This is a genomic window from Amnimonas aquatica (assembly GCF_002943415.1).
Taxonomy (GTDB): Bacteria; Pseudomonadota; Gammaproteobacteria; order Pseudomonadales; family Moraxellaceae; genus Perlucidibaca; species Perlucidibaca aquatica_A.
In genome coordinates this window covers 1-12,869 of sequence record NZ_PTQZ01000021.1, presented here as the reverse complement: position 1 = coordinate 12,869, position 12,869 = coordinate 1, and the positions used below count along the sequence as shown (strand labels likewise).

The 12,869-nt window shown below is 66.2% G+C and carries 14 protein-coding genes and 1 pseudogene; 9 read left to right on the top strand and 6 right to left on the bottom strand.

The annotated features are described in order from the left end of the window. The 3 genes from C5O18_RS02065 to purE all read right to left on the bottom strand — a co-directional run. On the bottom strand, positions 1-499 hold a 499-nt coding region (locus C5O18_RS02065; RefSeq protein WP_105191213.1), incomplete at its 3' end, for a malonic semialdehyde reductase. Between the two features lie 151 nt (positions 500-650). After that, positions 651-1,775 (bottom strand): 5-(carboxyamino)imidazole ribonucleotide synthase, encoded by a 1,125-nt coding sequence (locus tag C5O18_RS02060; RefSeq protein WP_105191212.1) that lies wholly within the window; start codon positions 1,773-1,775, stop codon positions 651-653. Between the two features lie 5 nt (positions 1,776-1,780). Continuing rightward, a complete protein-coding gene (gene purE / locus C5O18_RS02055) occupies positions 1,781-2,302 on the bottom strand; it encodes a 5-(carboxyamino)imidazole ribonucleotide mutase (protein WP_105191211.1) in 522 nt (173 codons plus the stop codon). A 157-nt stretch (positions 2,303-2,459) separates the two neighbouring features. Here purE and C5O18_RS02050 point away from each other — a divergent pair, with 157 nt between their 5' ends. Genes C5O18_RS02050 through crcB form a run of 3 tightly spaced genes read left to right on the top strand, consistent with a single transcriptional unit; the run spans position 2,460 to position 4,777 of the window. Then, positions 2,460-2,993, top strand: a complete 534-nt coding sequence (locus C5O18_RS02050; protein WP_105191210.1) for a hypothetical protein — start codon at positions 2,460-2,462, stop codon at positions 2,991-2,993. Positions 2,994-2,996: 3 nt separating this feature from the next. Further along, positions 2,997-4,397, top strand: coding sequence for a UDP-N-acetylmuramate:L-alanyl-gamma-D-glutamyl-meso-diaminopimelate ligase (gene mpl / locus C5O18_RS02045; RefSeq protein ID WP_105191209.1), 1,401 nt, complete (start codon positions 2,997-2,999; stop codon positions 4,395-4,397). After that, positions 4,394-4,777: a fluoride efflux transporter CrcB gene (gene crcB, locus C5O18_RS02040; RefSeq protein WP_105191208.1), complete on the top strand. Its 384-nt coding sequence runs from the start codon at positions 4,394-4,396 to the stop codon at positions 4,775-4,777. The genes mpl and crcB overlap by 4 nt, the downstream gene beginning before the upstream one ends. 182 nt (positions 4,778-4,959) lie before the next feature. Here crcB and C5O18_RS02035 read toward each other — a convergent pair whose 3' ends face one another. Next, the gene (locus C5O18_RS02035; protein WP_105191207.1) at positions 4,960-5,694 is read right to left on the bottom strand and encodes a TerC family protein; all 735 of its coding nucleotides are present in this window, start codon (positions 5,692-5,694) and stop codon (positions 4,960-4,962) included. Positions 5,695-5,702: 8 nt separating this feature from the next. Beyond that, the gene (gene ppnP, locus C5O18_RS02030; RefSeq protein ID WP_105191206.1) at positions 5,703-6,014 is read right to left on the bottom strand and encodes a pyrimidine/purine nucleoside phosphorylase; all 312 of its coding nucleotides are present in this window, start codon (positions 6,012-6,014) and stop codon (positions 5,703-5,705) included. Between the two features lie 158 nt (positions 6,015-6,172). Here ppnP and C5O18_RS02025 point away from each other — a divergent pair, with 158 nt between their 5' ends. The 6 genes and pseudogenes from C5O18_RS02025 to C5O18_RS02000 all read left to right on the top strand — a co-directional run bounded on the left by C5O18_RS02025 (position 6,173) and on the right by C5O18_RS02000 (position 12,409). Further along, positions 6,173-6,841 (top strand): C40 family peptidase, encoded by a 669-nt coding sequence (locus C5O18_RS02025; protein WP_105191205.1) that lies wholly within the window; start codon positions 6,173-6,175, stop codon positions 6,839-6,841. A 174-nt stretch (positions 6,842-7,015) separates the two neighbouring features. After that, entirely contained in the window at positions 7,016-8,404 is a 1,389-nt protein-coding gene (locus C5O18_RS02020) for a PhoH family protein (RefSeq protein WP_105191204.1), read from the top strand. A 311-nt stretch (positions 8,405-8,715) separates the two neighbouring features. Beyond that, the gene (locus tag C5O18_RS02015) at positions 8,716-9,888 is read left to right on the top strand and encodes a type III PLP-dependent enzyme (protein WP_241146702.1); all 1,173 of its coding nucleotides are present in this window, start codon (positions 8,716-8,718) and stop codon (positions 9,886-9,888) included. Positions 9,889-10,034: 146 nt separating this feature from the next. Next, positions 10,035-10,483 (top strand): annotated as a pseudogene (locus C5O18_RS02010) (inorganic diphosphatase). 226 nt (positions 10,484-10,709) lie between these two features. Next, positions 10,710-11,090 carry a hypothetical protein gene (locus C5O18_RS02005; protein WP_105191202.1) on the top strand — a complete coding sequence of 127 codons (381 nt, stop codon included), beginning with the start codon at positions 10,710-10,712 and terminating at the stop codon, positions 11,088-11,090. Between the two features lie 332 nt (positions 11,091-11,422). Further along, the gene (locus tag C5O18_RS02000) at positions 11,423-12,409 is read left to right on the top strand and encodes a putative solute-binding protein (RefSeq protein ID WP_105191201.1); all 987 of its coding nucleotides are present in this window, start codon (positions 11,423-11,425) and stop codon (positions 12,407-12,409) included. A gap of 123 nt (positions 12,410-12,532) precedes the next feature. On the opposite strand, the gene C5O18_RS01995 is transcribed toward C5O18_RS02000, so the two are convergent. Then, positions 12,533-12,869, bottom strand: a 337-nt coding sequence (locus tag C5O18_RS01995; protein WP_146089174.1) for a response regulator transcription factor, incomplete at its 5' end; no start/stop codon positions are given.

Here is a 12,869-nt window from a genome sequence, read left to right as displayed (position 1 = left end):
TGCTGCCGGCGAAGAACTCGGCATCGATGCCGGCGTTGTCGAAGCCGGACATGGGGCCGGCATCGAGGCCGAGGGCGCGGGCGGCGAGGATCACGTAGGCCGCCTGCAGGGAGCTGTTGCGGAAGGCCGATTCGGCGATCAGGGCATCGTTGCCGGCGAACCACGGGCGGGCGTCGGTGTGCGGGAACAGGCGCGCGAGGTGGTCGGGGAAGTCATGGTCGGCGCCGACGATCACGGTGACCGGCGCCGCCAGTGTCTTGTCCACGTTGCCGGCCGACAGATGCGGCTTGAGGCGGGCCTTGGCTTCGGCCGACTGCACGAAGACCAGGCGGGCGGGCAGCGAGTTGACGGCGGTGGGGCCCTGGATGGCCAGCTTGAAGAGCTGTTCCAGGGTGCCGGCGCTCACCGGCTTGTCGAGCCAGGCGCTGTGCGTGCGGGCCTGCAGGAACAGCTGGTCGAGGGCGGCATTGCCGAGCGGGGTGTCGAAGGTCGTGGTCATGATGGCTCCTGGACGGATTGCGGGCGGGGTCGCTGCCGGAAAGGGGCAATAGGGAATGCTGGGAGACTAGGCGAGCAGGCGCTGCCGATAAAGGCCGCCACGGGCAACGTATTGTTGCCCGTGCAGCATGAATGCCGGCGGATGCTGCGGTTCAGCGCGAAAGGTGCAGTGCCATCGGGTTGGGCAGGGCATCGGCCAGGCGGCTGATGCGCATCTCCAGCTCGGGGTAGGAGTCGGCGGTGACGGTGATGTGGCCGAGCTTGCGGCCTTCGCGCTCGGTCTTGCCGTACAGGTGCAGGTGCGCGTCGGTCACGCGCAGCACATCGGCGCTGGCCGGGTGGCGGCCGATGATGTTGATCATCGCGCTGGGCTTCTCGGCGCGGGTCGAGCCCAGCGGCAGGCCGGCGACGGCGCGCACGTGGTTCTCGAACTGCGAGCAGTGCGCGCCCTCGATGCTCCAGTGCCCGGAGTTGTGCACGCGTGGCGCGGTCTCGTTGGCGAGCAGGCCGTGGCGGGTCTCGAACAGCTCCAGCGTGAGCACGCCGACGTGTCCCAGCTCGTGCAGGATGGACGAGATGTAGCGCTCGGCGGTGAGCTGGGTGTTCTCGTCCAGCAGCGGCGCCGGCACGATCGAGTGGCTGAGGATGCCGTGGTTGTGGTGGTTCTCGGCCAGCGGGTAGAACTTGGTTTCCCCGCTCTGTCCGCGCACGGCGATGATCGACAGCTCGCGCTTGAACTGGATGAACTCCTCCGCGATCAGCGGTGCGCTGGCGCCCAGCGCGGCCCAGCAGGCGGCGGCCTGTTCCGCGTCGCGGAGCAGGAACTGGCCCTTGCCGTCGTAGCCTTCGGTCACGGTCTTGACCACCAGCGGCAGGCCGAGGTCGGACACGGCCCGGCGCAGGTCATCCTCGCTGCGGATTTCGGCGTAGCGCGCGGAAGGGATGTTCAGCTCGGCAAACAGGCGCTTCTCGTTCAGCCGGTTCTGCGACACCGCCAGCGACTTCACGCCCGGGTAGACAGGCTTGCGTGCCGCGATGGCCTCGACCCAGCGGGTCGGGATGTTCTCGAACTCGTAGGTGAAGACATCGGCCGAATCGATGAAGGCCTGCAGGCTCTCGTCGCTGTAGTCGGCGTCGCCGAAGCGCTCGCCGAGGGCGGCGGAGGGGCAGTCGGCCGCCTTGTCGAAGAAGGAGAACGACAGGCCGAGCGGGTAGCCGGCCAGGGCCATCATGCGGCCGAGCTGACCGCCGCCGAGTACACCGATGCGCAGGCTCATTCGGTTCAGGCTCCTGCGATCACGCCGGGAACGGGGCTGGCCAGCACGGTCTCGGTCTGGCGGCTGCGGAAGGCCTCGATGGCCTCGTGCAGCGCGGGATCGTTGAGCGCCAGGATCTGCGTCGCCAGCAGGGCGGCGTTGATGGCGCCGGCCTTGCCGATGGCCAGGGTGCCGACCGGCACGCCGCCGGGCATCTGCACGATGGACAGCAGCGAGTCGAGACCGTTGAGCGCGTGCGACTGCACCGGCACGCCGAGTACCGGCAGCGAGGTCTTGGCGGCGCACATGCCGGGCAGGTGGGCGGCACCGCCGGCGCCGGCGATGATGACGCGGATGCCGCGGCCACGGGCCTGCTCGGCGTAGCTGAAGAGCTTGTCCGGGGTGCGGTGGGCGGAAACCACCTCGGCCTCGAAGGCCACGCCCAGGTCGCGCAGCGTGTTGGCGGCGTGCTCCATGGTCGCCCAGTCGGACTGGGAGCCCATGATGATGCCGACCAGCGGCTGGGAGGATGCGGCGTGTGCGCTCATGTCAGGGTCGTCCCGGAGCAGGAAAACGGCGAATTGTCCAGAAAACAGGCGCTCAGGGCAAGTGCGGCGATGCGCCGGCTTTCATCCGGCGATGGCGGATGACGCCGGCACCGGTCTTTGCGAGAATCGCAGCGCCTTCTTTGCCGCAGAGTGATTCATGAAAGCTTTCCTGTCGACGGGCTGGTCCCTGATCACCTTCCGGGCCGGGCCGGATGCCCTGCCATACGCCCCGCGCATGATCCTGCCGCTGGTGGTGCTCAATCTCGCGCTCGGCTTCGTGATCCAGGCCGTGGCCGGCAGCGGCATGGACAAGCCGGTGGTGCAGCTCTCGGCCATGGCGCTGGCTGCCGAGGCGCTCTGGCTGTGGCTGCTGCTGCGCCGCCGCGGCTGGGACAACCGCTGGGTGCAGGGCTTTTCCGCGCTGGTGCTGATCGACACCTTCATCACCGCGCTGGCGGCGCCTATCGCGCTGCTGGCCGGTGCCGGCGAGGCGCTGCTGGCGGTCGGTGCGGTGGCGCAGATCGTCATGACGCTGTGGAGCCTGACCGTGCGCGGTGCCATCTACCAGCACACGCTGGAGATCGAGCGCTGGAAAGGCGTGCTGCTGGCGCTGACGCCGCTGTTCGCGGTCATGGTGCTGACCATCCTGCTGTTTCCCGAACTGCTGCCGGCGCCGCCGCCCCAGGTATAAGACATGCACATCCACATTCTCGGCATCTGCGGTACCTTCATGGGCTCCCTGGCCCTGCTGGCGCGCGACCTCGGCCACCAGGTCAGCGGCAGCGACGCCGGTGTCTACCCGCCCATGAGCACGCAGCTGGCGGCGCAGGGCATCACCCTCATGGAGGGCTACAAGCCCGAGCACCTGACGCCGCGCCCGGACCTGGTGGTGATCGGCAACGCCATGAGCCGCGGCAACCCGGCGGTCGAGCATGTGCTCGACGAGGGCATTCCCTACACCTCCGGGCCGGCCTGGCTGGCGCAGCATGTGCTGCAGGGTCGCCACGTGATCGGTGTCGCCGGTACCCACGGCAAGACCACCACCACCACCATGACGGCCTGGGTGCTCGAGCAGGCAGGCCTGGCGCCGGGCTTCCTGATCGGCGGCGTGCCGCAGGGCTTCGATGCCAGCGCGCGTCTCGGCGGCGGCCGCTATTTCGTGGTCGAGTCCGACGAGTACGACTCGGCCTTCTTCGACAAACGCTCCAAGTTCGTGCACTACGCCCCGCGCACGGCGATCCTGAACAACCTGGAATTCGATCACGCCGACATTTTCGATGACCTGGCGGCGATCCAGCGCCAGTTCCATCATCTGGTGCGCACCATTCCCGGTCAGGGCCGCATCCTGCTTCCGGCCGACGAGCCGGCGCTCGACGAGGTGCTGGCGAAGGGCTGCTGGACGCCGGTGGAGCGCATGGCGCTGACCGGTGCCGGCGAGGCCGGGACCGTGCCGCCGGCCGCCTGGCGCGCCGAGACGCTGGCCGCCGACGGTTCGCGCTACGCGATCTGGCGCGCCGGCGAGCGCGTGGCTGAAGTGAGCTGGGCGCACACCGGCCTGCACAATGTCCGCAACGGCCTGGCGGCCATCGCCGCCGCCGCCCATGTCGGCGTGCCGGTGACGGCGGCGGCGGACGCGCTCTCGGCTTTCCCGGGCGTGAAGCGGCGCATGGAGCTGCTGGGCACGGTCGGCGGCATCGCCGTCTACGACGATTTCGCGCACCACCCCACGGCCATCCGCACCACCCTCGAAGGCCTGCGCGGGCGCGTCGGCGAGCGGCGCATCTGGGCGGTGATCGAGCCGCGCTCGAACACCATGCGCATGGGCGCGCACAAGGATGGCCTGGCCGACAGCGCGTCCGCCGCGGACGAGGTGATCTGGTACCAGCCGCCCGGCCTGGACTGGGATCTGAGCCCGGTGGTGGCCGCCAGCCCGGTGCCGGCGCAGGTGGCTTCCGACATCGCGGCGGTGATCGCGCGCGTGGTGGCCGAAGCGCGTGACGGCGACGCCGTGGTGGTCATGAGCAACGGCGCCTTCGGCGGCATCCATCAGAAGCTGCTGGCGGCGTTGCGCGAGCGCCATGGTGGTGCGGCATGAGCGCGCTGCCGCTGGTCGCGGTGGCGGCCGGCGGCGCCATCGGCTCGTCGCTGCGCTGGCTGCTCGGCCTGGCCTGCAATGGCCTGTGGCCGGCCATGCCGGCGGGCACGCTGCTGGCGAACTGGATCGGCGGCTACGTGATCGGGGTGCTGGCGGCGCTGTTCGCGGCCAATCCGGCCTGGTCGGAGACCGTGCGCCTGTTCCTGATCACCGGGCTGCTGGGCGGTCTCACCACCTTCTCCACGTTCTCGGCCGAGGCCGTGACGCTGCTGCAGCGCCAGCTCTGGAGCACGGCGCTGCTGCATATCGGCCTGCACCTCGGTGGCTCGCTGCTGCTCACGGTGGCGGGCTTCGCCACGGTCTCCGCGCTGCGCCATTGACGTAGCGGATCACGCCGGCGGCTGGTCGTCGTGCGGGGCCTGTGCGGCTGCCGGCGCTGCCTGTCCGGTGTGTGGATGGATGTCCCGGGATGTGTCCCGGAAAGCAGAAGGCCCGGTCTTGACCGGGCCTTCGTGCTTGCAGGCCGCGCCGGCTGGCGCGGCCGTGATCCAGGCCCGCTGTGTCAGCCGGCCTGCCCGCGATGCTTGCGCATGCGGATGTTGAGCATCTCGACCAGGACCGAGAACGCCATGGCGGCGTAGATGTAGCCCTTCGGAATGTGCTGGCCGAAGCCTTCGGCGATCAGCACCATGCCGACCATGACCAGGAAGGCCAGGGCGAGCACCTTGATCGACGGATGGGCATCGACATAGTCGCCGATCGGCTTGGCGGCGAACATCATGACGCCCACGGACAGCATGATGGCGATGACCATGATCGACACGTCGTCGGCCAGGCCGACCGCGGTGATCACCGAGTCCAGCGAGAACACGATATCGATGATGGCGATCTGCGCGATGATGGCGAAGAAGCTCGAGCTGGTCGCGGCGGCCATGCTGGTCGCCTGTTCCTCGGAGGAGTCGCCTTCGACGGTGTCGAAGATCTCCGTGGCGGCCTTCCAGAGCAGGAACAGGCCGCCGCCGATGAGGATGATGTCGCGCCCGGTGACCGAGACACCGGCCAGGGTGATCAGCGGCTCGGTCAGGCGCATGACCCAGGTGATGGACAGCAGCAGCGCGATGCGCGAGACCATGGCCAGGCCGAGGCCGAAGATGCGCGCGAACTGGCGCTTGGCAGCCTCGACCTTGTTGACCAGGATGGACAGGAAAATGATGTTGTCGATGCCGAGCACGATTTCCAGCAGGCTCAGCGTGGCCAGGGTGATCCAGGCCTGGGGGTCGTAGATCCATTCAAACATGGCAGTTCTCAGGCGAAGTGGCAGACATAGTCGAGGAGTTCCAGCGTTTCGATCTCGAAGCTGGAGTTGCCCGGCACATCGAAGGACTGGCCGGCGGCGTATTCCTGCCAGCCGCTCTCTCCGGCCAGCCGCACGCGGCAGCGGCCGCCGAGCACTTCCATGATCTCCGGCGCAGCAGTGTTGAACGTCAGCTGCGAGGGAAAGATGACGCCCACGGTCTTGCGGGTGCCGTCGGCGAACAGCACCGTGTGGCTGACGCAGCGTCCGTCGAAATAGACGTTGGACTTCTTGATGACACTGACATTGTCAAACTGGCTCATCGGGTGCGGCTCCGGAACGGAAGGGCGGGGATTTCCGGCGAATTCTAGGCCCGCCCGGGCCGGGAACAAAGAGCTGTCATCGCTTTGTCATGAAATCTTCATGTGACTGCCCCGCCGTCGACAGATGACGGTCACCCGGGCCGGAGACACTGCCGGCCATGAAGACCAGCCCGCAGCGCAGCGCACTGACCTTTTCCTGGACGGCGGCCACCAGCGATCCCGCGTTGCTGCCGTCGCGGCCGTATCCGCAGCTGCGCGACCAGCTCAAGACCGGCGACCTGGTGCTGTTCTCCGGACGCACGCTGGCGTCGCGGCTGGTGCGCGGCTTCACCGGCAGCCGCTGGTCCCATGTCGGGCTGGTGGTCCGCCTGCCTGACATGCCCCAGACCCCGCTGCTGTGGGAGGCCACGCGCGCCAGCAAGGTGCACGACATCATGCATGGTCGCCCCTTCGACGGCGTGCAGCTGGTGGCGCTGGACGACCGCGTTGTCAGCTACCCGGGCCTGGTCGCCGTGCGTCGCCTGCAGGGCGTGCACACCGACGCCGACGCGCGCGCGCGTCTCGACGAGCTGATCGATGCCTGGCGCGCCAAGCCCTACCGCAATTTCGCGCGCCAGCACCTCAGCGCCTGGGTGCGCGGCGAAGAGGCGCTGGCGTTCCAGCGCGGCGGCTTCTGCAGCGAGCTGGTGGCCGAGGTCTACCGCCAGTGGCGCCTGCTGCCGGCCGACCGTCCCGCCCGCCATTACGTGCCGCGCGACTTCTCGTCCGATGCCGGCGTACCGCTGCTGCGCGGCGCTCTGTCGCCGGCCTGTCTGCTCTCGGTGTAATTCGGCGGATCGGGACTTTCCGGCGGCATGACTATTGCTGTAGGTTCGGTGTTGTAGGTTGAAAGAAAAGGCTCCGGGCGGAAGGCGTGTCCCATGCCCGCCGCGACGGAGTCCACCGGGTGCCGGCAGGGCAGATGCCGGTATCTGTCGCCCCAGGCCACAGGAGGCTCCTGCATGATCCAGCGCGTCGCCGATACCCGCCGCAAAGCCTACGTCCTCGACACCAACGTCCTCATCCACGACCCCAACGCGCTGCTCAACTTCGAAGAACACCAGGTCCTCATTCCCATGACCGTGCTGGAAGAGCTCGACAAGCTCAAGTCCGGCAAGGCCTCAGTGTCGGCCGAGTGCCGCGCTGCCATCCGCATGATCGACCGTGTGCTGGGGGAGGCCGAGCCCGAGCAGATCCGCCAGGGCGTGCCGATCTGGCGCGATGCCGAACGCAAGCACCTGGGCACGCTGTCGGTGCTCATGGACCAGCCCGAGGGCAGCGTGCAGACGCTGACCAACTCGCTCAACGACAACAAGATCATCAACCTGCTGGTGTCGCTGCAGGTGGCCGACCAGCAGACGCGCATCGTGCTGGTGACCAAGGACATCAACATGCGCCTGAAGGCGCGCGCCTGCGGCCTGGCGGCGGAGGACTACACCAACGACCAGCTGGTGTCGGACATCAAGCAGCTGTCGCGCGGCTACGCCTCGTTCGAGGGCTCGTTCTGGGACCGCTTCAGCCGTGTCGACACGGTGCAGGCGATCGGCGAGACCCGGCATTACCTGAAGCGCGCGGACTGGGAGGACCAGGTCTTCGCCAACCAGTTCGTCATCGACGAGCAGGGCTTCATCGGCCGCGTGCTGTCGGTGGACGCCGAGCACATCGTGCTGCGCGACCTCAACCACGAGCGCCTGATGAGCCAGGAGGTCTGGGGACTGCGGCCGCACAACATCCTGCAGGCCATGGCACTGGACCTGCTGCGCGACCCGCAGGTGCACCTGGTGTCGCTGACCGGCCCGGCGGGCTCGGGCAAGACCATCCTCGCGCTGGCCACGGCGATCGAGCAGAGCATCGAGGAGAAGCGCTTCAACAAGATCATCGCCACCCGTTCGACGCCGCCGCTGGCGGAGGAGCACGGCTTCCTGCCCGGCACCGAGGAGGAAAAGATGGATCCGTGGCTGGGCGCCATCAGCGACAACATCGAGGCGCTGCACCTGCACGACGAGAGTCCGAAGGGGTCGATCGAGTACGTGAAGGAGCGCGCCAACATCCAGTTCAAGGCGCTCAACTACATCCGCGGGCGCAGCTTCCAGAAGGCGCTGATCCTGATCGACGAGTGCCAGAACCTGACCCCGCACCAGATGAAGGCCATCATCACGCGTGCCGGCGAGGGCTCGAAGGTGATCTGCCTGGGCAACCTGGCGCAGATCGACACGCCCTACCTGACGCCGACCAGCTCCGGCCTGACCTACATGTGCGAGCGCTTCAAGGGCTTCGCCCATGGCGGCCACATCCAGCTCGAAGGTGTGCCGCGTTCGGTGCTGGCGGAGTACGCGGAGGCCAATCTCTGAGCACCGGGCGGGCGCCGGCCGCCGTGGCGCCAGGGCGGGCCGCGCGACCCCGCGGTCATGGCCGTGACGGCATGACCGCAGGGTCGCGCTTCGTCGGACCGCGTCCCGCCGAATTCTTGATTGTGTCATCTTTTGCCTTTAACCTTCGCCGCGTCAGTGCCAGGGCGATATCGCCACCCTTTCGCGAGGGTGAGACCTGCATGGTGCAGCGCAGCAACCTGACGCCTGGATGAGCCTCTGGAAGACCGTTAAGCAACCGTCGCGCCAGGGGCTTTTGTCTTTCTTGTGATACGACATACGGGATGGATGCTATGCGCCTCTCTGATTACTGCTCGGATGCCGAGTGGGCCAAGATCAAAAAGCTGGCTGACGAAAAGGAGACGCCGTTCCTGGTCGTCGACCTGGAAATCATCAAGCAGAAGTACGAAGAGCTGACGGGCTGCTTCCCCATGGCCAAGGTGCACTACGCGCTCAAGGCCAATCCGGGCCAGCCGGTGATCGACCTGCTGAAGGACCTGGGCTCCAATTTCGACTGCGCGTCGATGTTCGAGCTGAGCAAGGTGCTGGATTCCGGCGTGTCGCCGGACCGGGTGTCCTATGGCAACACCATCAAGAAGGCCGCGCATGTGAAGTGGGCCTACGAGCAGGGCATCCGCCTGTTCGCCACCGACTCCAAGGCCGACCTGCAGAACATCGCCGAGTACGCGCCGGGCTCCAAGGTCTTCGTGCGCATCCTGGTGGAAGGCGGCGAGACCGCCGAATGGCCGCTGTCGCGCAAGTTCGGCTGCCACCCGGACATGGCCATCGACCTGCTGGTGCAGGCGAAGAACCAGGGCCTGGTGCCCTACGGCATCTCCTTCCATGTCGGTTCGCAGCAGAAGGACATCGCCGTCTGGGATGCCGCGCTGTCGAAGGTCAAGTACATGTTCGACTGGATGAAGTACGAGGAAGACGTCGAACTCAAGATGATCAACATGGGTGGCGGCTTCCCGGCGAACTACATCTCGGAAGTGAACCCGATCAATGTCTACGCCGAGGAAATCCTGCGCTACCTGCGTGACGACTACGGCGATGACCTGCCGGAGATCATCCTCGAGCCGGGCCGTTCGCTGGTCGGCGAGTCTGGCGTGCTGGTGTCCGAGGTGGTGCTGATCTCGCGCAAGTCGCGTACCGACCTCAAGCGCTGGGTCTACACCGATGTCGGTCTGTTCCAGGGCCTCATGGAGACCATGGGCGAGTCGATCAAGTACCCGATCTACACCGAGAAGATGGACGAGAGCGGCAACCGGGACGGCAGCGTGGTGCTGGCCGGCCCGACCTGCGACTCCACCGACATCATGTACGAGAACGTGGGCTACAACCTGCCGCTCAGCCTGGCCGTGCGCGATCGCCTGTACTGGATGACCACGGGCGCCTACACCAACTCCTACAGCTCGGTCGAGTTCAACGGCTTCCCGCCGTTGCAGACCTACTACGTGGAGTGAGCCCGCGGGCTCGCCACGGGAAAGGGCCCGGCACATGCCGGGCCTTTTCGTTTCCGCCGGCCGCGGACCTGCTACTTTCGAGGAGCTACGCTGCGGCCGCACTGACGCTATAATGCGCCGTTTTTTTCATCATTCGAGGCCCAGCCATGAGCTACAGCAACATCCCCGTCGGCAAGGACGTGCCCAACGATATCTACGTGATCATCGAGATCCCGGCCAACTCCGCGCCCATCAAGTACGAAATCGNACCCTGTCGGAAGACGGCGATCCGCTGGACGTGCTGGTGGTCACCCCGTTCCCGGTGCAGCCGGGCTCGGTCATCCGCTCGCGCGTGGTCGGCAAGCTGAACATGGAAGATGAAGCCGGTGTCGACACCAAGCTCATCGCCGTGCCGCACGACAAGCTCACCCCGCTGTACAAGAACGTCAAGGAGTACACCGACCTGCCCGAGCTGCTGCTGGGTCAGATCAAGCACTTCTTCGAGCAGTACAAGGCCCTGGAGCCGGGCAAGTGGGTCAAGGTCACCGGCTGGGATGGCAGCGAAGCCGCCAAGGCCGACATCCTGAAGTCCATCGAGGCCGCCAAGCAGGCCTGATGCGCCCGTGCCCCGCCGCGCCAGCGGCGGGGCTGTCCGGTGTCTGCGCGCAATGCGCAGCCGGTGAATGGCGGGTCACAAAAAAAGCCGACCGCTTGTTGTATTGTCTGACAATTCCCTGCCTTTGTATGTCTCTCCCTCTCTAAGATCGTGTTCAAGGGATGCGGGTATTACCTGTCTGACAGGTGCATCCGACCATCATCAAATCTATTCAGGAGATATGGACATGGGTGAACTCAAGAATTTCGTCGCCTCCCAGCAGGATGTCGTCGTGCGCGTGAAGGAAGCCGGCCGCCAGGTCGCGCTGGCCGGTCTCGGCCTGGTCGAAGTGCTGAAGGTGGAAGGCGAGAAGCTGCAGGCTGTCGACTTCAACGCCAAGGCTGAAGAGCTGAAGGCCAAGGCCCTCGAACTGAAGACCAAGCTGCAGGGCGTGGACGTCAAGGCTGAAGCCGAAAAGCTGCAGGCCGTCGATTTCAAGGCCAAGGCCGAAGAGCTGAAGACCAAGCTGCAGGGTGTCGACGCCAAGGCTGAAGTGGAAAAGCTGCTGGCCGAAGCCCAGAAGCTGTTTGCCGATCTGGTGGCCAAGGGCGAAAACCGCGCTGCCTGATCCCGCGTGTGCTGAATTGCAGAACCCTCTTGGGGCGGCGTAAGCCGCCCTCTTTTTTTGTGTCCTGCCATCCATGGCGGGCACCCTCCGGGCTGCCGCTTGCGGCATCAGAATTGCTCCCGGCAATTCTTGCGCGCCGTTTGTCCGTCCTGGCTCCGGCACGCTGCCCCGCCGCATGGCGCGAGCCAGTGCCGTCCTGCTGAAAATAGGCATTTCCGTTTCCGGATGACCGGCCGGTGCCGGATCTGTCGGCTGGCTGTCGTTTGTGAAATAGTGACAGCCGGACTTACCATGCCGGCGAGCCTGCCAATCCGGTACCCCAGGACGGAATCATGAAAAGAACAATCGTGGCCATGGCCATTTCGCTGGCGGCCGCTTCCGCCGCACACGCCCAGAAATTCTGCATCTACGACCCGGTCGGCGCCCAAGGCTCGGCCTATGCCATGGCCAAGGACTACGCGCTGGCCGCCAAGGGCTGGGGTGTCGCCATCGAGCTCAAGGCATATACCGACGAGCGTGTTGCCGCCGAGGACTTCAAGGCCGGCCAGTGTGACGGCGTGGGCCTGACCGGTCTGCGCGGCCGCCAGTTCAACCACTATGTCGGCAGCATCGACTCCATCGGCTCGGTGCCGTCCTACAAGCATCTGCGCACCGTGATCCAGGTGCTGGCGGCGCCGCAGAGCGAGCCCGCCATGAAGAGCGGCAACTACGAAGTGGTCGGCATTTTCCCGCTGGGTGCCGCCTATGTCTTCGTGCGTGACAAGAGCATCAACTCGATCGAGAAGGCGGCCGGCAAGAAGATCGCCGTGCTCGACTTCGACAAGTCGCAGGCGCGCATGGTGCAGCAGCTGGGCGCGCAGCCGGTGGCCTCCGACATCACCAACTTCGTGGCCAAGTTCAACAACGGCCAGGTCGACATCGTGGTGGCGCCGGGCATCGCCTACAAGCCCTTCGAAATGTACAAGGGCCTGTCCAACGGCGGTGCGGTCTACAACTTCCCGCTGGCCCAGCTGACCGGCAACCTGATCATCCGTACCGACAAGTTCCCGGCCGGCTTCGGCCAGAAGTCGCGCGCCTACATCCTGACCCAGCTCGACAATGCCGAACGCACCATCAAGCAGGCAGAGGCCGACATCGACAAGAAGTTCTGGCTGAATCTGACGCCGGCCGATCAGGAGAAATACACGGTCATGATGACCGAGGCCCGTGTCCAGATGACCAAGGAAGGCTTCTACGACAAGAAGATGATGGGTCTGCTGAAGAAAGTGCGCTGCAAGTTCGACGCCGCCAACGCGGAGTGCGCGACCAACGTGGAGTGAGCCGCTGTGCGGCATTCAGGGTCGTGATCCGGCCCGGTCCCCGGAGGCCGCCGCCCTTGGCGGCCTCCTTTTTTCGTCGAGATCGCGCGGGCCTGGCTGCATGGCGGGAGTCCCGGTCCGGGGTCAGATGATCAGCAGTTCACGGGCGCGGGTGATGGCCTGGGAGCGGCTGGAAACCCCCAGCTTCTCGTAGACGTTCTTCCGGTGCCCTTTCACCGTGCCCTCGGAAATGCCCAGGCGAGTGGCGATTTCCTTGTTGATGCAGCCCTCGGCGATCAGCGCCATGATCTCGCTTTCCCGCGGACTCAGCATGAAATTCCCGGCCACCTGCTGCGTGCCGTCATGACGTGGCTGCGACAGGCTGTTGTAGTGCAGGGTGTCCACGTTTTCCGTGCCGTCGGCGTGACGCAGCGTGCCTTCGATCCACTCCTGCAGGCGCAGTGGCAGGCTGCGGCCCTGG